Source organism: Flavobacterium sp. GSA192, from assembly GCF_006386525.1.
GTDB lineage: Bacteria > Bacteroidota > Bacteroidia > Flavobacteriales > Flavobacteriaceae > Flavobacterium > Flavobacterium commune.
The window spans coordinates 280,674-300,098 of sequence record NZ_VAHC01000002.1; the positions used below are offsets into that span (position 1 = coordinate 280,674).

A 19,425-nucleotide genomic window follows, 5' to 3' on the forward strand; every position below is an offset into this window, starting at 1 on the left:
GCTACGGAGTTGAAAGCGTTGTTTTTGTAAATTTGTTTATTGTAAAAAATTTAAAATGAGTAAGATAATAATTATTTTTTTATTGATAACAACATCTTGTTTTGCTCAGTTAGAATTAAGGAATAATCCATATTTAAAGGGGGAAATAATCTTAATAGATGGCAATGTAAAAAATGGTTTGGTAAAACTTAATGGTTCGGCATTTAGTGTAGAGTTTAAGGAAAACGAAAATCAAAGAAAACCAGATAAAATTGATTATAAAAGCATTAATAAAATTGTTATAAACTCTGAGCTGTCAGGCAGAAGGGAGTTTTATTATAAAAAAACAGACGCGGACAAGTTTTATAAATTCGTTGAATTAATCTATTCTAATAATTTGGAGGTATATGTTTATTCTCCGGATAATCTTAGTTTGTTTTATAGTGATGTTGACCGAAGTAATGTTGCAGATTGGCTTAGTTATGAACGTTCAGAATCTTCAAGAATTAAAGCAGAAGCAAATCGCTTAAACGACCTAAAGAATGGTAATAATGCTGCAAATTACTTAAATAATACAAAGCCAATTAACTATTCAAAAATAAAGGAAAATTTAGCTAAAGGAAAAAACATAAAATATTTGCTACATAAAAAATATTCGGAAAAATTGAATTTCATTTATTCAGATAAAAAATTAAATGAATATGCTGTTGAAAATTTTAAAGATTGCCCAGAATTAATTTTAAAAATAGAGAATAAAGTGTTGGTGCTTGATGATATATTTGAAATAGTTGATTTATATAATAATTGCAAAATATAATAAATATTATAAACAGAGGTAAAATGTTTTTTTAGACATTTATACATTCAAACATTCCCCTTGCAACTTCCAAAAAAAGAAGTATTTTTACCAAAGATAAGCACCTAAAATAAATGAAAGAAAAGATGAGTACAGAGAAAGAAGCCAAATTAAAAGCGTTACAGCTTACTCTTGATAAACTGGATAAAACCTACGGAAAAGGGACTGTTATGAAAATGGGCGATAAAGCCATTGAAGAAGTTGAGGTAATTTCTTCGGGATCTTTAGGTGTGGATTTAGCACTAGGAGTAGGTGGTTATCCAAAAGGAAGAATTATTGAGATTTACGGACCGGAATCTTCAGGTAAAACTACTTTAACGCTTCACGCTATTGCAGAAGCACAAAAAGCAGGTGGAATTGCAGCCTTTATTGATGCGGAACACGCATTTGACAGAAATTATGCTGAAAAATTAAATGTAGATATCGAAAATTTAATTATTTCGCAACCTGACAATGGAGAGCAGGCTTTGGAAATTGCTGAAAACTTAATTCGTTCAGGAGCAATTGATATTGTGGTTATTGACTCGGTTGCTGCGTTGACTCCAAAAAGCGAAATTGAAGGCGAGATGGGAGATTCTAAAATGGGTCTTCACGCGCGTTTGATGTCTCAGGCTTTAAGAAAATTAACAGGAACTATTAGTAAAACCAATTGTACGGTTTTCTTTATCAATCAGTTGAGAGAGAAAATCGGGGTGATGTTTGGAAATCCTGAAACTACTACGGGTGGTAATGCGTTGAAATTTTATGCTTCGGTTCGTTTAGATATTCGTCGTTCTTCTCAAATTAAAGACGGGGAAAATGTTATTGGAAACAGAACCAAAGTTAAAATTGTTAAAAATAAAGTAGCTCCACCATTTAAAGTAGCTGAATTTGATATTATGTATGGTGAAGGAGTTTCTAAAACAGGAGAAATTCTGGATTTAGCAGTAGAATTCGAAATTGTAAAAAAATCAGGTTCATGGTTTAGCTATGGAGAAACCAAATTAGGACAAGGTCGTGATGCTGTTAAAACATTAATCAAAGACAATCCTGAATTAGCAGATGAATTAGAAGTAAAAATCAAAGCCAGAATTAAAGAATTAGCAGAGAATTAAAAATTCGTATTGTGTTATAAATCAAAATGCTCGTCAATTTGGCGGGCATTTTTTTATAAGAAAAATTAGAGTCTGATGTGTTTTATAAGCAACCTTTTTATTTTATAAGCATCTTGTAAGTAATTATTAACTTATAAAAATTTATAAAATGAAAAATTTAAAATTGAAAGTAGTTGCATTAGTATTGTTCGTGTCAGCAGGATTTGTTTCCTGTGATAATGATGACACACCATCTGTAGAAACTAAAACTGCTTTTGTGTCAGCCGTAACCGGAGCAACTACTTCAACTGTGAATCAGGAAATCACACTTGAAGTGACTTATGCAGTAGAAAATAATTGTGGTGTTTTTAATAAGTTTATCGAAACTACTGTAGGAAACACCAAAACAATTGAAGTGCAAACTAAATATGAAGGAAGTAATTGTGGGACAACAGCTGCTACTAAAAAAACTTCATACAAGTTTAAAGCTACTGCGGCAGGAACTTATATCCTGAAGTTCAAAAAAACGGCAACAGAGTTTGTAACTCAAACAATAGTTGTGAGTTCGGCTTCATAATTTGATAAAAGAGGTTGTTTCATTAAAAAGTGTGAGACAACCTCTTTTCTTTTTTTAGATTGTAATTTCAAAATAATCAATACTCAAAGATTATATTTCGTTTGTTTTTTATCCTTTTTTGCCTCAAATGAGTTTAGATACAATTTTTTTGAAAAAAATACGTTTTTATAAGCAACCTTTTTCATTTGTTGCTGTCTTTATAAAAGAATTAACGATAGATTATTAATTTATAAAATCAAAAAAATGAAAAAAATAGCCCTGTTTTTAGTCTTAATGACCACATTGTTAAGTTGTAGTTTAGATGAACCGGATAGGTATAATTTTTATGTTTTACCTGTTGAAAGTTATACGATGCCTTCAACATTCAAAGTAGGAGCATCTCACAAAATTGAGTTAAAGTATCAAAGACCTACAGTTTGTTATAATTACGGAGGAGTGTATTATGTTTATGGTACCGGAGCCGATTCGTTTACCAGAACAATAGGTATTAATGCTAATACAAAAGTTGGCGAAGTTTGTACAGAAGAATTACCTCCATTGTCTGATGCTTCATTTAATTTTGTTCCTCAAGAAACTGGAAACTATAAGTTTAAGTTTTATAAAGGTAAAGGCCCAGATCCAGATGATGCAACTAAAGAGATAGATATCTTTGAAGAGGTAGCAGTTGTCGTTACTCAGTAAATAGTATCTTTCTTAAGGCAAAAAAATCACCTAATGAACTGGGTGATTTTTTTGTTTTAAGCGGTTTCAGTTTTTTTTTCGGTTTCAAATTCCAGTAATTGGGTGTAAATAGTAGTTCTGACTGCTTCCCGAATTTCTTTTCTGTCCGATTCGGTTTTTCCAAAAGTCTCTACCTGTTTATGAATTTTTACACGCATAATTCCCGGGCTTCCGGCAAAAAAAGTATAAGGAAAACGTTCTTTGTTGTCTCCAAAACTAATAGGCAAAATAGGAATCTGGTGTTGTATGGCTAATTTGAAAGCACCTTCTTTAAAATGATCTAATAATATCGTTTCGTCATCGGGAACACCACCTTCGGGAAAGATACAAACACTTAATCCGCGCTCAATTCGTTTGTGAGCCTTGGTGAAAACCGCCATTCGGCTTTGTGAGTTTTTCCGATCCACTAAAATGCAGGTTCTTTTGTAGAAAAAACCAAAAATGGGGATTTTAGCCAGTTCTTGTTTTCCCACAAATACAAATGGATTTTTTACAATCGCCAACATTAACATAATGTCGGTCATCGAGGTATGATTAGCCACAATCATATAGCTTTTATTTTTTTCTATCGATTGTTCTTTCTCTATTTTGTAATAAAATCCCATTCCGAAAAGGATGAATTTAGCCCAAATTCGAGCCATTCTAAAGAAATAAGGATAGCCTTTTTCAGAAAGAATAGAAAGTATTAAAAATGGCAACATAATAAAAATTGGTATCGCCATCAAGATGTAAAACCAAATGCGCCAAAGAATCCAGAAAATTGTTTTTATGCTTTTCATATTGCCAAAAATAAGGAATCAAATGCTATCATTTTTATAAAATTTTAATGTTTCAAAACCATATAAGTCATTTAAGTTATTTTGTTATGAGTTTTAAAGCTTATATGTACAGTGAGTTCATTTAAGTTACTTCTCTTTCGTTTTTTTAAAGAATTAGTTTAAACTTAAATGACTTATATGTTTTAAAAAAATAGAAGATAAGATTCATTTTAAGTAAATTTTTAAAATTTGCGAATTTGCGGTAAAAAATAAAAAACTTTGCGAACTTTGCGTTCAAGAAAAAAATAGAATGGCAAAAATACTTACGGGAGTTCAAAGTACAGGAACTCCACATTTAGGAAACTTACTTGGAGCAATTATTCCAGCAATACAATTATCTAATAATTCTGAAAACGAATCTTTTCTTTTTATCGCCGATTTGCATTCGGTAACCCAAATCAAAGATGGGGAAACTTTAAGAAACAATACTTACAGTGTTGCGGCAGCCTGGTTGGCGTTTGGATTAGATGTAAACAAAGTAGTTTTCTACAGGCAGTCGGATGTGCCACAAACGGCTGAATTGTCTTGGTATTTAAGTTGTTTTTTTCCGTTTCAAAGATTGACTCTGGCGCATTCTTTCAAGGATAAAGCTGATCGATTAGACGATGTAAATGCAGGTTTGTTTTCGTATCCAATGCTTATGGCTGCTGATATTTTATTATATGATGCCGAATTTGTTCCTGTTGGTAAAGATCAATTACAGCATTTGGAGATTACACGTGATGTGGCTTCACGTTTCAATCATCAGTTGGGAGAGACTTTTGTGTTACCGGAAGCTAAAATTCAGGATGATAGTATGTTGATTCCGGGAACCAATGGTGGAAAAATGAGTAAATCGGCTAATAATATTATTAATATTTTCTTAGAAGATAAAGCGATGCGCAAACAAGTAATGAGTATTGAAACGGATAGTACACCGCTTGAAGCTCCTAAAAATCCGGATACTTGTAATGCTTTTGCCATCTATTCTTTGTTAGCCAATGAAGAGCAAATTGCAACGATGAGAGCCAATTATTTAGGTGGAAATTATGGTTATGGTCACGCCAAACAGGCTTTGTTTGAATTAATTTGTGATACTTTCAAAACGGAAAGAGAGAAATACCATTACTATATCAATAATTTAAATGAAGTAGATGCTTTGTTGAAAATAGGTGCAGAGAAAGCTTCGGCTGTAGCCAATGGTGTTTTAGCCAGAGTGAGAGAGAAATTAGGTTTCGAAAAGCGATAGTTTTTTAAGATATTTTACCGCAAATTCGCAGATTATTTATGTTTTTATAATTTGCGAATTTGCGGTTTTATTTTAATCTAGGATTCAAAATTTACATAGAAATTGCCTCTTCCAATTGTTTTGTTAATGTTTCTCTTTTCATTGGATAACCTGCTCTTGAAAGTTCATAACTTCCATCTTTTTTTAAAATGATATAAGTTGGGTAGCCTGTTCCTTTTGATTTAGTCATAATATCTTTGGTCAGGTTATCATTGGCTAGAATGTGGAATCCCTCAATGCTTTGATAGGAGATAATTTTTTTCCAGTTTTCAGGATTATGGCTGTCAAAATTAGCGATGTATAAAAACTGGATTTCTTTATCTTTAAAATATTCATGTAAGGCTTCACTGTGTTCCGCAATTTGTTTTCTGCAAGGACCGCACCAAGTTCCCCACATGTCAATTAAAACGGTTTTTCCTTTAAACTGACTAATGACTTCTTCAAAGGTATTGAATTGTTCTCCTTTGTTTACAAAAATCATTTTATCTGTTAAGGTTTTGTTGTTCTTTTCGATAATTAAATCAATTTTAGGTTGAAATTGAGAGATGTAATTACTGTTTGGGTATTGTTTTTTAAAATTTTCGAATATCTGAGGTAGGTTTTTATTGTTTTCTTCTTCAATTGATTTCTTTAAAAGTCTTGCGTAAGCAAATTCAGCGGATTTTCCTGAGTAGTATTTTTGGATGATTTTCTCGGTTAATATATTAACTGGATCATCTATAAAAAGTTTATTGCCTTCTACTATAGAACTATTGTACCATTCTTTATAAAAATTCTCTTTGTTTTCTCCGGAAGCTTCTTTCCAAAGTTCTTCTTTTGTACGTAGTAAAATGTCTGTTACAAAATTTTGATAATTTGGTGTGTTCAAAGCTTCATCGTTACTTATTTTAATTTTTGAAAATAATTCATTACGCTTTGTTTTCCATTTATCGATATTACGGTAATAGGCTTTTTGATTAGTGTATTTATTGTTTTGTTCAAATGAATAGAAGGCTTCAGGAGTAAAATAGTCTAAATTTATTTGTGCTGTTTTTATAAATTCTTCTGATGGTTTATGAATCTTTATAAAGTTGTCTAATTTTGATTTATTATTAAGACATATTTGTTCAATTTCTTTATAAACTCTGTCTGGTAAACTGTCGCCTTTGAATTTTTCAAGATTCAAATAATTTGTGTTATAAAGGAATTCATTTTCATTCACTGGTTTCTCTTTTTCGTTTGCTGTTTTATTTTGAGCAAAAGTTGTAAAACATTGTTGTAAAATAAAAAAAAAGTAAAATGAATGCTTTTTTCGAAAACAGAGAGTAATAAGGTTGGGTTTGTTTCATAAGATTAGTTTTTTTTATATCGCCTCAAACAATTTTCCTGGCAAAGGTCTAATTACGCCTTTGAGTTCCATGTTTAATAAAATACTGGAAACTCTGTAAATAGGAAATTCGCATTCCAGTGCAATAATATCCATTAATTCTTTTCCTGTTTTTAAGAGGTAATCGTATATTTTTTGTTCTTCGTTGTCGAGTGAAACGAATAGTTGTTTCTGTACCGCTTTAGGTTCTTCTTTAATATCCCAATTAAGCATATAAATTAAATCGGCGGCACTGGTAAGCACATTGGCTTTTTGGGTTTTGATAAGGTTGTTACAGCCTGCGCTATATTTGTCAGTCGTGCGGCCTGGAACGGCAAAAACATCACGGTTGTAATCATTGGCAATATTAGCGGTAATTAATGAGCCGCCCCTTTCAGCTGATTCGATAACAATAGTAGCTTCGGCAATGCCAGCCACGATGCGGTTCCGCTTGACAAAATTTTCTTTGTCAGGATTGCTGGAACTCCAGAACTCGGTCATAAAACCTCCATTTTTTTCCATCTTAGCCATGTATTTCTTGTGGTTTTTAGGGTAGATTTGGTTTAGACCATGAGCCAGAACGCCTATGGTTTGTAGGTTGTTCTCGATAGCCAGTTGATGCGCAACAATATCTACTCCGTAAGCAAATCCGCTAACAATTACAGGGTCAAGTGGTGTCAAATCTTCAATTAGTTTTTTACAAAATTCAGTTCCGTAAGAAGTGATTTGGCGTGTTCCCACAATGCTGATGATTTTTCTGTTTTTCAAATCGATGTTACCTGCTGTGAATAGTAAGACAGGAGCATCAACGCAATGTTTGAGTTTTTCAGGATAATTTATATCCTGAAAATACGTTACATTAATATTGCTGGCTTGAATGAATTCCAATTCTTTATTGGCTTTGTCAAATACACTTTGATCTTTCAGTTTTTTAAGTAGTATGCTGCCTACACCGTCAATTGCGGCGAGCTGGCTGCTTTTTGTTTTAAAAACAGCTTCGGCCGAACCACAATGGCCAATTAATTTTTTCGCCATAATGTCGCCGATGCCTTCGATTCTCTGTAAAGCTAATATGTAAAATAAATCGGATGTTGTCATGCTAAATATTTGAGATTGAAATGTATAAATTTTCGGTCAGATTGTTAATAAAAATTGTGAATAAAATTTTGATAACTATTTTCATTGTATAACTTTGTCTGTATGAATATAGAACACTACATAGGCCAACTTTTATATCGTTATCAATGCGTTACCGTTCCTGGTTTCGGTGCTTTTTTGACTGAAATTCAATCGGCTCAATGGGTTGAGAGTGCGAATTCTTTTTTTCCTCCTAAAAAACTGATTTCTTTTAATACCAACATTAAAAACAATGATGGTTTATTAGCTAATCATATTGCCAGAGCTGAAAAAACATCTTATGAATATGCTATTAGTGCTATTCAGTATGAAGTTTTGAATTGGAAGAAAGAATTGGAAAAAAACAGAATCTTAACAATTAAAAATATAGGTAGTTTTTCATTGAACGCTACTGATAATTTGATTTTCACACCTTCTGATCAAAAGAATTATTTGACTGCTTCTTTTGGTTTGGGTTCTTTTATTGCTCCGGTTGTTAAAAGAGAATTTTTCGAAGAAAAAGAAGAAGTTATCGAAGAAACTCCTGTTATTTCTTTGGTTACCGAAGAAAGAAACGGTCGTTCTTACTTGAAATATGCAGCTATATTTATTCTGGGATTAGGTTTGGCTGGAAGTGCAGCTTATTCGGTTTACCAAAACGAAATTGTTTCTGAAAGAGTTCTGGTTGAAAAAGCCGTGCAAAAGCAAGTAGAAAGCAAAATCCAAGAGGCTACATTTTTTATTAAAAGTCCAATGGCTCCTGTGACGCTTTCGGTAAAATCAGATAAAGAAGAAGTTAAAGAGGAAAAATTGCCTTACCATGTGGTGGCTGGCGCTTTTAGAGATGAGAGTAATGCGGAGCAGGTTTTGAAAAAGTTAACCAAAATGGGTTATAAAGCCAGAAGACTAGAGGTTAACAAACACGGTCTTTATCCGGTGCTTTACGGAAGTTTTGCTACTTATGCCGAAGCTCAAAAAGTTAAAAATGAAGTTCGGGAATCAGAAAATCCAGAAGCCTGGTTGCTGATTGAATCACTATAATTTCAAAGCCTTTCTTAACGGAAAGGCTTTTTTTTACACAAAGAAATGCCTCATAGTTTGTCATTCCGACGAAGGAGGAATCTCATCATGTTAGTCAGATTATGTGATTTCTCCCTCTGGTCGAAATGACAAGATTGTTAGAATCGTTTTTACTATTTTCTTTTCTTCTGTTGTTGAATCTGGAATTTTCTTGGACTGATTCCGTTGCGTTGTGAAAAAGTAGAGGTGAAATGTTGTAATGACGAAAACCCACAGACAAAAGCAATTTCAGACATGTTGCTGTTTTTTTCGTTTTGAATTAACTGGATCGCTTTTTCGAGTTTCAGGCTAATAATGAAACTGTTAGGGGGGAAACCGGTTAGTTTTTTTACTTCATAAGTAAATTTGGTTTTTCCCATGCTAAACACCGCTGCTAAATCCTCAATGTGCCATTTCTTGGTTAAATCGGCCTGAAGCAATTGGGTAAGTTTTTCAATAAAGCTGTCATCTTCCTGATTTTTTTGGATTTTATTCGAAAGTTGTCGGTGTAAATCAATAAATAGATTCTCCAGAATATTTTGAACTTTTATTTCAAAACCTTTTTCCTGAAAGGCTAATTCGTTTCGTAGTTCGTCAAAATAATTTTTAAAATTCTTTGCTTTTTCGAGTATGGCATTGTTGGCATCGCCTATCATTTCTCCCAGATTTTGCTGGAAATTTTTAGACAATTTACTCCAATTGCCTAAGTCTAAAGCGGTGTTTTTTGAAAATTCAAAAGGTTTAATGATAATCCAATTGATTTGGCCAATGTCCATGATTCCTGAAATACTGCCGTTTTCGTGCCAGGGTGCGGTAACAGATAAATTTTCGGGGAATAATTCAATTTCCTTGCCTTCAATTACCCAATCGTATTTTCCGCTGTTGACATAATGAATCTCAATTCCGTCATTGAGATGCGGTCGCATGGTGTCGTCAATCCGGACTTTTGAAAATTTCATACTACCAAATTGACTGATAAAAGGGAGTTTTTTTAAGGGACCCGGATTGTTTTCGTGCCACCAAACACCATAATTACCATGTTCGTCTTTTTCTTTCAAGGTTTTTGGTAATAAAAAAGAATTCATAAATTATTTTGTATTAAATTGGTATAAAGATAATTATTAAATTTATTTATTAGAATATTGTCTACTTTTATAGAATCGACCGTTGTTTAAAAATATGATTTTTTTTGTATTAAAATAGGTAACTTGCCCAGCCCAATTAATTTATTATCAAGTACATTAGAGTCGACAGACTTTTTTTTTACTTTTAAAATGATAACGTTTACATTTTTTGTTTTCGAAAACAGTATGGTATTAAAATTGAGGAGAATCAGAATTCTATTTATAATTTAAAATATATTTTATGTTTCTAAAAAACCGACATCCTTTATTGAGCTTTTTGTTTCTGTTTTTTACTGTGTTTTCAATGCAGGCTGCCGATATTTGGGTTGCGACAAACGGTAATGATGCCAATGAAGGTACAAAAGCAAGTCCTTTAGCAACCGTGCACATGGCACTGAGAAAAGCCAGGGAATTGCGTAGGCTTAAAGATGCTTCGGTAAAAGGAGGAATTCATATTATCATAAAAGACGGGACTTATTATTTTGATGAACCATTGTTTGTAAGACCAGAAGATTCTGGAACAGCTGATAGTCCAACAACTATTGAAGCAGATACCAATGCAAAACCGATATTTAACGGAGGAATTGAAATTAAGAATTGGAAAAAAACCACTACTTCCATCAACGGATTAAAAAAAGGAACAGTGTGGGTTGCTGATGCTCCGGAAATAGCGGGTGAATTAATCAATTACCGCCAACTTTGGGTAAATGATGTAAAAGCGGTGCGAGCTAAAAGTACGGCTGGAACTACCATGGAAAGAATTTTGTCTTGGGACAAGGAAACCGAAACTTGCTGGATTCCTTTCAAAGACAAGTCAATTAAGTTTGAGCCAGGAATGGAAATGTTCATCGTGCAATGGTGGGCAATTGCCAATTTACGTATCAAAAATATCGAAGTTAAAAAAGACAGCGCCCGACTTTCATTCGAAAAACCAGAAAGCCGCGTGCAAAGCGAGCATCCCTGGCCAGCGCCTTGGATTTCGAAAAATAACGGAAATTCAGCATTTTATTTAAATAACGGAATGTCAATGCTGAATGAAGCTGGCGAATGGTATTTGGATAGAGAAAACAGAAAGATTTATTACATTCCAAGAGCAGGAGAAAATATGGCTTCTGTTAAAGTAACTGTGCCGGTTTTAGAGAATTTGGTAGAAATAAAAGGAACGATTGATTCGCCAGTACACGATTTAAAGTTTAAAGGAATTTCGTTTCAGTACAGCAATTGGCTTCGTCCTTCTCAGCAAGGTCACGTTCCGTTGCAGGCAGGAATGTATTTATTAGATGCTTACAAATTGAAAACTCCAGGAACGCCGAATCAGGCTTCTTTAGAAAATCAGGCTTGGGTGGGAAGACCAAGAGCAGCTGTAGAAGTGAATTTTGCTAATAACACGATTTTCGAATCTTGTAGTTTTGAGCATTTGTCTTCTACAGGACTGGATTTGCACAAAGGAACAAATAACAACAAAGTACAAGGAAATCTTTTTAAAGACATAGGTGGAAACGGAATTAATTTGGGCGTTTTCTCTGAGGAAGCTTTCGAAGCGCATTTACCATTACAAGTAAAAGACGATAGAGAAGTTTGTTCGAATGAATTAATTGCTGATAATTTGATTACTAATGTTGCCAATGAAGATTGGGGATGTTTAGGAATTGCAGCTGGTTTTGTGAAGAATTTGACTATTGAACATAACGAAATTTCTGATGTAGCTTACAGCGGAATTTCGATGGGTTGGGGTTGGACACACACCGAAAATGTGATGCGAAACAATAAAATTTTGGCGAATAAAATTCATCATTATGCGAAACATTTGCATGATGTTGCTGGAATTTACACGCTTTCATCACAGCCAGATAGTCGAATAGAAGAAAATTACATTGATAAAGTGTACAACAGTCCGTATGCTCACGATCCATTTTTATGGCTGTATTTGTATACTGATGAAGGAAGTCAGGGCTTTACGATTAAAAACAACTGGATTCCGATTCAGAAAATTCTAAAAAACAACAATGGTCCTGCGGGGAATATTTGGCAGGATAACAACCAGTTTGTAAGCAATTCGGTTAAGGAAAATTCGGGTATCCGTGCTCCTTATGCCAGTCTGAAAAAAGAGGTGGTTGTTGACGAGGCTTGGGGATTACAGGAAATGCCGAAATCGGTTGCGATTGAATTAATCGGGAAGAATTTTGATATCGAAAAAATCAAATCAACGATAAAAGGTTTCCGAATTGTAGGCGAAGAATTGTACCAATGGGAAAACCATTTGGTGATTTACGGTTTGATGAATCAGCCGGAAAGAACAAAAAGAAAATTGGCTCTAGCTTTCCCTGAATTAGAAATTAAAATCTACGAAAATCCAGTGTATGATTTTCAAAATTTCGAAAGATGTAAGGATTCGAAACCAGCATCAGAATGGGAAAATATTGTATTAACCGCTAATTTAGTTGCTGATGAAAAAATGCAAAAAGAGTATGTGGATTATCACACAACTCAATTTGAAAAATGGCCGGAAATAGCTAAAGGATTCTGTAATGCCGATTTCCAACAATTGCAGGTTTTCAAAAACGGAAGACAATTAATGTTGGTTATCAGTATTCCAAAAGGAGAAAGTTTGGATAAATTAAATCCAAAAACTACCGAAAATAATCCGCGTGTAGACGACTGGAATGCCATAATGAAAAAATACCAAACAGGTATTGAAGATGCAAAACAAGGAGAAACCTGGATTTTTCTGAAAAACATAAAATAAAAATCAAGCCACGAATTCACGAATGACATCAATAATTTTAGCTTACAATCTCATGAATTTCTATTAAGATTAGTGGAATAGTAACGACAAAGATTAAAAAAGAAATAATTAGTGAATTCGTGGCAAAAACAATTTAAATACGAATAAATGTTAAAAATAGCCATTTTAGGTCTTGGAGAAGGACGTAGTACCATGTCAGCCGCTATAGAAAGCAGTAAAGTAGAACTGGTAAAAGTATGTGATAGAAATGAAGAATTGTGCAAGCAAAGAGCCAAAGAATTTGATTTTCATTCGTATACCACTAATTATGATGATTTATTAAAAGACGAAGCTATTGATATCATTGCGATTTATACGCCGGATCATTTGCATGCTGAACATGTAAAACAAGCCTTGTTGCATGGAAAACACGTAGTTTGTACCAAACCTTTTATTGATGATCTTTCGGATGCGAAAGAATTGTTGGAATTGAGTGAAAAAACAGGAAAGAAAGTATTTATAGGCCAGAGTTCCCGTTTTTTTGAACCGGCTAAAAGACAAAGAAAAGATTTTGAAGCAGGAGTAATTGGAGATTTGATTACAATAGAATCGCATTATCATGCGGATCACCGTTGGTTTTTGAAAAAAGAATGGTCGTTGTTACAATCATTCAAATGGTTGTACGGAGGATTGAGTCATCCTGTGGATTTTATCCGTTGGTATTTGCCTAATATCGAAGAAGTAATGGGTTACGGAATGATCAGCAGCAACGGAAAAACAGCAGGTTTGAAAAATGAAGATACAATGCACTTTATTTTCAAAGCTACTGACGGACGTATTGCCAGAGTAAGTGGAGTCTATACTTCGCCAACGCAGCCAACCAAAAGAGATAGCGGAATGAGTGTTATTCTAAGAGGTACCGAAGGAGCAAGTCAGGCAGATTACCATGAATTGCGTTATTCAGTTACCGATAAAGAAGGCGAAGAGAAAATCATTCACTGGGGTGATGCAACGCTTAAATATTATTTCCGTTTTGAAGGACAAAGTCATCATGGTGGTGAGTACCAAAACTATTTAGATTATTTTGCAGATAGTATTGAGCAGGGTTTTACTGCTTATCCGGATATGAAAGAAGGAATAGGAACCGTAGCTTTATTGCAGGCAATGGACAAAACATTACAAACCGGAATGCCAGTAAAAATTGCTGATGTTTTAAAAGAATATAACCTATGAATAATACCATCTACGATAAATTAACTGCTTTAGACTTTATAATAGTTGCTGCTTATTTAGTGATATTATTGGTTATTGGATACATTGTTAGTGTCAAACAAAGCAAGAAGAATGAAACGCTTTTTATGGCGGGAAATTCGTTGAATTGGTATAATATTGGATTCAATATGTGGGGAACTAATGTTGGACCATCTTCATTATTAGCTTTTGCCAGTATTGGATATACCACTGGAATTGTAGCAGGAAATTTCGAATGGTATGCCTTTGTTTTTTTACTGCTTTTGGCTATCGTTTTTGCACCAAAATACATTGCGAGTAAAGTAAGTACAATGCCCGAATACATGGGAAAACGCTATGGTGATAGTACTCAGACTATTTTAGCCTGGTATGCGATGGTTAAAATTTTGGTAAGCTGGTTGTCTTTGGGATTGTTTAGTGGAGGTGTTTTAGTACGCCAGATTTTAGGAATTCCAATGTGGCAAAGTGTCACGGTTTTAGTGATTTTTTCTGGGATTTTTACCTATGCTGGAGGATTGAAAGCCATTGCCAAAGTGAATGTTTTTCAGATGATTTTGTTAATTGTTGTATCGCTTACCTTATCCTATTTAGGTTTACAAAAAGTAGGTGGAATTGAAGCTTTAATTGCAAAAACGCCATCAAATTTTTGGAATTTAGTGCGTCCTGCAGATGATGCTCATTATCCCTGGCCTGCTATTTTATTAGGTTATCCTGTGGCAGCAGTAGCTTTCTTTTGTACGGATCAATCGATGGTACAAAGTGTATTGGGAGCCAAAAACTTAGAGCAAGGACAATTAGGAGTTAATTTTATAGGTTGGCTAAAAGTGATGGCATTGCCATTATTTATTTTACCAGGAATTTTGTGTGCTGTTTTATATCCAGAATTAGGAAGCAATTCTGACTTGGCTTATATGACAATGGTTACGAATTTATTTCCAAGCGGAATGAACGGTTTGGTTATTTGTGTTATGATTGCAGTATTAGTAGCCACAATTGGTTCTTCATTGAATGCGTTGAGTACGGTTTTTACGAATGACATTTATGTTAAGAAAATGAATCCTGCAGCAACTATCAAGGATCAAATTAAAGTTGGTCGTATCACCATTGGAGCAGGATGTATTTTTGCTATTTTAATTGCTGTGGCGATTGATAATATCAAAGGACAAAATTTATTCAATATTTTTCAGGCAGTTTTGGGCTTTTTAGCACCATCTTTATCGGTTGTGTTTTTATTGAGTATTTTTTGGAAACGTACCACAAAGAGAGCCGTAAACTGGACACTTTCATGGGGCTCAGCTTTTAGTTTGTTTGTTGGGGTTTTGTATTTATGGATTTTTCCAGCTGATATTTACACAGCCTGGCCTCACTTTTTATTAATTTCTTTTTACATTTTTGTCGTTTTAATGGTGACAGCCATTGTCATTTCATTAGTGGATAAAAATCCCGAAACTAATTTCGAAATCGAGTCCGAAGTTCCTAAAACCAGTAAAAAAGTCAAATTGTTGTTTGGTTTATTAGGAGTAACAATTGTCGTTTTATATCTCATTTTTAATTTCAATTAATATGAACCTATTTTCTTCTTTACGCCAAAGTTTTAAAACGATTGTTTGCGTTGTTGCGGTATTCTTTTTGTCAGAAGCGGCTTCGGCTCAAACCTGGATTTGGTATCCGGGTGATTTCGAAGTTTGGTTAAGTAATAAAATGCAGGTAAGACGTACGGAACGCGAAGCAGTATTTCCACCGCTTTGGCAATATTACAGTCCTTATGCCTTGGTCACTTTTCAAACAGAAGTAGATATTCCTGCCCCAGACGATGTAAAAATCTATTCGGAAGGATCTTTTCAATTACTTTTAGATGGTGTTCAGGTGTACGGACAGCCAAAATCAATAAAAATTCCTGCCGGGAAACATAAGATTTCTTTTAAAGTATACAATCAGGAAGTGTTGCCGGCTATCTATATTGCTGGTAAATATGTTAAATCGGATGCATCCTGGAAGGTGACCAATGAAGATAAACTTTGGATTGATGAAAAAGGAAAAGCACAACAATCAGGAACACCATGGTTGCCTGTTGGTTCCTGGAATTTTAATTCGCCAGAAAGTAAACCTTCCGCGTTTAAACTAACAACCAAACCTTTGAATGCAAAAAAAACAGAAAAAATAGGAGCTGGTGAGTTGGTTGATTTTGGAAAGGAAACTTTTGGTTACATTAAAATTCACGGTTTAAAAGGAAAAGGTAAAGTAGCACTTTATTATGGTGAATCTCGTGAGGAAGCGCTGGATACTGCCAAATGCGAAACATTAGACCATTTATATTTTGATGGAAACCAGCCTGAAACCTACACACATAATGGATCCAAAGCATTCCGCTATGTTCGAGTACAAGCAGATTCAACGGTAAAATATGATTCTATTTCGATGCTTTATGAATATTTACCATTAGACTATCGTGGAGCATTCAAATCTTCAGACCAAGAATTGAATAAAATTTGGGATGTGTCGGCTTACACTATGCATTTAACGTCTCGCGAATTTTTTATAGACGGAATTAAACGCGACCGTTGGGTTTGGTCTGGCGACGCTTATCAAAGTTATTTAATGAATTATTATTTATTCTTTGATTCGGCTTCCGTAGAACGAACGCTGTTGGCTCTTCGTGGTAAAGAACCTGTGACGGCTCATGTTAATATCATAATGGATTATTCGCTGTATTGGTTTGTGGGTGTTTACGATTACTATTTACACACGGGCGATACGAAATTTATCAAAACTTTTTATCCACGAATGAAATCACTGATGGAATTCTGCTTAAAAAGAAGAAACACAAACGGATTCCTTGAACCATTAGAAGGCGATTGGGTTTTTATTGATTGGGCAGACGGATTACCAAAAACTGGCGAGGTTAGTTTTGAGCAAATGCTTTTAGCGAGAAGTTTAGAAGCCATGGCTGTTAGTGCTGAAATTGCCGGTGAAAATGAAGACCAAAAACAGTATCAAAAATTAGCTGCTGATTTAAAAACAAAATTATTTGATGTATTTTGGGATAAAAAACAAAACGTGATGAAGCACCAGCGTATTGACGGCAAAATGCAGGATATTGTAACCAGATACGCTAATATGTTCGGTATTTTTTTTAATTATTTTAATGAAGAACAAAAACAAAGCATAAAAAATAAGGTGTTGCTCAATGATAAAATTCTTAAAATCACAACACCATACATGCGTTTTTACGAGTTGGAAGCCTTGTGTGCAATGGGCGAGCAAGATTACGTTTTGAAAGAAATGAAAGACTATTGGGGAGGAATGCTAAAAGAAGGCGCTACTTCTTTCTGGGAAGAATACAATCCAACGAAAAAAGGAACAGAACATTTAGCGATGTACGGACGCCCTTATGGGAAAAGCCTTTGTCACGCTTGGGGTTCCAGTCCAATTTATTTGTTAGGAAAATACTATTTGGGTGTAAAACCTACAGCACCGGGTTATGCTGAATATGAAATCAAACCTAATTTAGGTGGATTGCAATGGATGGAAGGAAAAGTACCAACACCAAAAGGTGAAGTGGCCTTGTATGTAAGCAAATCAGAAATCAAAGTAAAAGCGGCTGAAGGTGAAGGAAAATTGATTATTGAAAGTTCAAGCAAACCGAAAGCAAGTTCAGGAACAATTACAGAATTGGCGAAAAATAAATACCAATTGACGGTTAAACCAAATGTTGAATACAAAGTAAGTTATAAAGCACTTTAGTCATTGCGAGGAACGGGCGCCATCACACTAGTTGCTCACATTTTTAAATAAAAGTTAGAATCAATGTTTTCAAAAAGCACAAAATACAATTTCAAATTAGACACAGCTTTTTTAATGCTGTGTTTAGTGTTTTTCCAATTTTCAGTTACAGCACAAAATACTAGTTGGAAATCGGCTTCTTTTGAAGTTGTCAATTCGAATTACAAGACATTCAAAACGACTCAATATGCGCATGTTTTTTCGAATAGTAAAAACAATATCGTTCGATTGGCTCCCGAATTAGAAGGGCTTTCAGGAGTGACACTTCCTTTGGATCAATACAAAAAAGGGACTAATGCGCCTTTGAAATTAAAATTCAAAGAGAATGTACAATTACTTGTTGGTATTTTTCGGGAAAAAGACAACAAAGATTATTTACAGCTATCGGTGGCTGATAAGGCAAAGCTGGTTCTTGAAAACGGAGTAACGGTAACGGGTTTGCCTCCGGTGAATGTATATGCGATTTCGTATTCAAAAGGAACACAAACTATTTTGCCTGATGCAAAAGGATTATTTGTGTTTTTGGGTGCAGTGAAAAGCAGTCAGAATTTAACTTTTAGAAATGCTGAATTCCCTGATGGAAAGCTGTGGAATCCAACTTTTATCGTAGAAGGATTCTCGGATGAAAAACCTTTATTCGAAATTATTGGTGGTGAAAACAAACCGGTAATCGATGAAGGAATGACTGGAACGGAAGGAATCCAAGGTGGTTTTGAAGGCGGTCGTGTGGTAAAAGTAGGTGATACGTATCACATGTTTCCAACAGAACGAGCAGGAGAAGTGGGTGTCGAAATGTACTATGATCGTGTGAAAACTAAAATTGGACATTGGACCAGCAAGGACGCGATTCATTGGAAACGCGAATCTACCATTTTGCAAGCCAGCGGAACTTATGCAATCACCGAAGATGATAACCCGATGAATGACCGTCGTGGGGCAATCTGGTCGTACATGCCGGTTTTTAATAAAAAAGCGAACAAATGGTACGGCTATTATTTGGCTTATACCGTTCATAAAGAAATCCAGCCGAATCATTCTTTTGGAAGAATTTGGAGATGCGAATCTACTGTAGAAGGCATCAACGGAATTGGCGGACCTTATAAAGATATGGGAATCATTATGGAACCAGGATTGGACTCTCAACCTTGGGAAGGACGTCAGGGAGTGGCTTCTTTCTTTCCGTATCAGGTGGGCGAAAAATGGTTTGGATTTTACAGCGGAGCTTATCCATTCGAAACTTGGGCTGATTATCCTAAAAATTCAGGAAAAGGCTGGTTTGTGGCTTTGGCAGAATCCAATAGTTTAGAAGGCCCCTGGACAAGATTAAATAAAGGTTTGGAACCCATAAAATCGATACATCCTTTATTTGTCGAAAACCCTATTGTGAGTCAACTTCCAAATGGTTTGTACATTGCTATTTTTGACGGAGGACCAGACGGTTGGGGACATCATTTGCCTAATATGATGGGGTATTCGTTGTCTAAAGATGGTATAAACTGGTCTGAAGCCCGTTATTGGCCAATAGAGGCGAAAGTTGGAAAATGGTGGGACATTATGCGTACTCCATTGTGCCTAATTCCCGAAGGAAACGATGTCTATACGATTGTGTATAATGCTATCGATTTGAAAAAAAGATTTCACCCTACCGGAATGGTAAAAGTGAAATTGAATAGAGATGTAATGGATGCCCGATTGAAGGAATTGGAAAAATAGGCCACGGATTACACGGATG

General features: G+C 34.7%; 15 protein-coding genes. 11 read left to right on the plus strand and 4 right to left on the minus strand.

The window, feature by feature from the left end:
- The first annotated feature begins 55 nt into the window (after nucleotides 1-55).
- From FDM27_RS05350 to FDM27_RS05365, 4 genes are all read left to right on the plus strand, one after another.
- Nucleotides 56-796 (plus strand): hypothetical protein, encoded by a 741-nt coding sequence (locus tag FDM27_RS05350; protein WP_140485494.1) that lies wholly within the window; start codon nucleotides 56-58, stop codon nucleotides 794-796.
- Nucleotides 797-921: 125 nt separating this feature from the next.
- Nucleotides 922-1,929 (plus strand): recombinase RecA, encoded by a 1,008-nt coding sequence (gene recA / locus FDM27_RS05355; RefSeq protein ID WP_071186197.1) that lies wholly within the window; start codon nucleotides 922-924, stop codon nucleotides 1,927-1,929.
- Between the two features lie 148 nt (nucleotides 1,930-2,077).
- Nucleotides 2,078-2,485, plus strand: coding sequence for a hypothetical protein (locus tag FDM27_RS05360; RefSeq protein ID WP_140485495.1), 408 nt, complete (start codon nucleotides 2,078-2,080; stop codon nucleotides 2,483-2,485).
- 243 nt (nucleotides 2,486-2,728) lie between these two features.
- Nucleotides 2,729-3,166 carry a hypothetical protein gene (locus tag FDM27_RS05365; protein ID WP_140485496.1) on the plus strand — a complete coding sequence of 146 codons (438 nt, stop codon included), beginning with the start codon at nucleotides 2,729-2,731 and terminating at the stop codon, nucleotides 3,164-3,166.
- A 56-nt stretch (nucleotides 3,167-3,222) separates the two neighbouring features.
- Here the strand turns inward: FDM27_RS05365 and FDM27_RS05370 are convergent, their stop codons facing one another.
- Entirely contained in the window at nucleotides 3,223-3,984 is a 762-nt protein-coding gene (locus FDM27_RS05370; RefSeq protein ID WP_140485497.1) for a lysophospholipid acyltransferase family protein, read from the minus strand.
- Between the two features lie 289 nt (nucleotides 3,985-4,273).
- On the opposite strand from FDM27_RS05370, the gene trpS reads away from it, so the two are divergent.
- Nucleotides 4,274-5,251: a tryptophan--tRNA ligase gene (gene trpS, locus FDM27_RS05375; RefSeq protein WP_140485498.1), complete on the plus strand. Its 978-nt coding sequence runs from the start codon at nucleotides 4,274-4,276 to the stop codon at nucleotides 5,249-5,251.
- Nucleotides 5,252-5,342: 91 nt separating this feature from the next.
- Here trpS and FDM27_RS05380 read toward each other — a convergent pair whose 3' ends face one another.
- Both FDM27_RS05380 and dprA read right to left on the minus strand, forming a co-directional pair.
- Nucleotides 5,343-6,491 (minus strand): TlpA family protein disulfide reductase, encoded by a 1,149-nt coding sequence (locus FDM27_RS05380; RefSeq protein WP_140485499.1) that lies wholly within the window; start codon nucleotides 6,489-6,491, stop codon nucleotides 5,343-5,345.
- Nucleotides 6,492-6,632: 141 nt separating this feature from the next.
- Nucleotides 6,633-7,733 carry a DNA-processing protein DprA gene (gene dprA, locus FDM27_RS05385; RefSeq protein ID WP_140485500.1) on the minus strand — a complete coding sequence of 367 codons (1,101 nt, stop codon included), beginning with the start codon at nucleotides 7,731-7,733 and terminating at the stop codon, nucleotides 6,633-6,635.
- A 102-nt stretch (nucleotides 7,734-7,835) separates the two neighbouring features.
- On the opposite strand from dprA, the gene FDM27_RS05390 reads away from it, so the two are divergent.
- On the plus strand, nucleotides 7,836-8,792 hold the full coding sequence (locus tag FDM27_RS05390; RefSeq protein WP_071184467.1) for an SPOR domain-containing protein: 957 nt from the start codon (nucleotides 7,836-7,838) through the stop codon (nucleotides 8,790-8,792).
- Nucleotides 8,793-8,944: 152 nt separating this feature from the next.
- Here the strand turns inward: FDM27_RS05390 and FDM27_RS05395 are convergent, their stop codons facing one another.
- Nucleotides 8,945-9,895: a helix-turn-helix domain-containing protein gene (locus FDM27_RS05395; protein ID WP_140485501.1), complete on the minus strand. Its 951-nt coding sequence runs from the start codon at nucleotides 9,893-9,895 to the stop codon at nucleotides 8,945-8,947.
- A gap of 280 nt (nucleotides 9,896-10,175) precedes the next feature.
- On the opposite strand from FDM27_RS05395, the gene FDM27_RS05400 reads away from it, so the two are divergent.
- The 5 genes from FDM27_RS05400 (at nucleotide 10,176) to FDM27_RS05420 (ending at nucleotide 19,406) form a co-directional block, all read left to right on the plus strand.
- On the plus strand, nucleotides 10,176-12,680 hold the full coding sequence (locus FDM27_RS05400) for an L-rhamnose mutarotase (protein WP_140485502.1): 2,505 nt from the start codon (nucleotides 10,176-10,178) through the stop codon (nucleotides 12,678-12,680).
- 147 nt (nucleotides 12,681-12,827) lie between these two features.
- Nucleotides 12,828-13,892, plus strand: a complete 1,065-nt coding sequence (locus FDM27_RS05405) for a Gfo/Idh/MocA family protein (protein ID WP_140485503.1) — start codon at nucleotides 12,828-12,830, stop codon at nucleotides 13,890-13,892.
- A complete protein-coding gene (locus FDM27_RS05410; RefSeq protein ID WP_071184471.1) occupies nucleotides 13,889-15,472 on the plus strand; it encodes a sodium:solute symporter in 1,584 nt (527 codons plus the stop codon). Before FDM27_RS05405 ends, FDM27_RS05410 begins: the two co-directional genes overlap by 4 nt.
- 1 nt (nucleotide 15,473) lies before the next feature.
- Nucleotides 15,474-17,654: a family 78 glycoside hydrolase catalytic domain gene (locus tag FDM27_RS05415; RefSeq protein ID WP_140485504.1), complete on the plus strand. Its 2,181-nt coding sequence runs from the start codon at nucleotides 15,474-15,476 to the stop codon at nucleotides 17,652-17,654.
- Nucleotides 17,655-17,717: 63 nt separating this feature from the next.
- Complete coding sequence (locus FDM27_RS05420) at nucleotides 17,718-19,406, plus strand: hypothetical protein (protein ID WP_140485505.1); 1,689 nt, start codon at nucleotides 17,718-17,720, stop codon at nucleotides 19,404-19,406.
- Nucleotides 19,407-19,425: the final 19 nt, after the last annotated feature.

Bases quoted from the DNA above. Each gene is read 5' to 3' on its own strand.
- FDM27_RS05360 (WP_140485495.1), top strand. From the start codon at position 2,078: ATGAAAAATTTAAAATTGAAAGTAGTTGCATTAGTATTGTTCGTGTCA.
- trpS (WP_140485498.1), top strand. From the start codon at position 4,274: ATGGCAAAAATACTTACGGGAGTTCAAAGTACAGGAACTCCACATTTA.
- FDM27_RS05400 (WP_140485502.1), top strand. From the start codon at position 10,176: ATGTTTCTAAAAAACCGACATCCTTTATTGAGCTTTTTGTTTCTGTTT.
- FDM27_RS05350 (WP_140485494.1), top strand. From the start codon at position 56: ATGAGTAAGATAATAATTATTTTTTTATTGATAACAACATCTTGTTTT.
- FDM27_RS05410 (WP_071184471.1), top strand. From the start codon at position 13,889: ATGAATAATACCATCTACGATAAATTAACTGCTTTAGACTTTATAATA.
- recA (WP_071186197.1), top strand. From the start codon at position 922: ATGAGTACAGAGAAAGAAGCCAAATTAAAAGCGTTACAGCTTACTCTT.
- FDM27_RS05370 (WP_140485497.1), bottom strand. From the start codon at position 3,984: ATGAAAAGCATAAAAACAATTTTCTGGATTCTTTGGCGCATTTGGTTT.
- dprA (WP_140485500.1), bottom strand. From the start codon at position 7,733: ATGACAACATCCGATTTATTTTACATATTAGCTTTACAGAGAATCGAA.
- FDM27_RS05395 (WP_140485501.1), bottom strand. From the start codon at position 9,895: ATGAATTCTTTTTTATTACCAAAAACCTTGAAAGAAAAAGACGAACAT.
- FDM27_RS05390 (WP_071184467.1), top strand. From the start codon at position 7,836: ATGAATATAGAACACTACATAGGCCAACTTTTATATCGTTATCAATGC.
- FDM27_RS05365 (WP_140485496.1), top strand. From the start codon at position 2,729: ATGAAAAAAATAGCCCTGTTTTTAGTCTTAATGACCACATTGTTAAGT.
- FDM27_RS05405 (WP_140485503.1), top strand. From the start codon at position 12,828: ATGTTAAAAATAGCCATTTTAGGTCTTGGAGAAGGACGTAGTACCATG.
- FDM27_RS05420 (WP_140485505.1), top strand. From the start codon at position 17,718: ATGTTTTCAAAAAGCACAAAATACAATTTCAAATTAGACACAGCTTTT.
- FDM27_RS05415 (WP_140485504.1), top strand. From the start codon at position 15,474: ATGAACCTATTTTCTTCTTTACGCCAAAGTTTTAAAACGATTGTTTGC.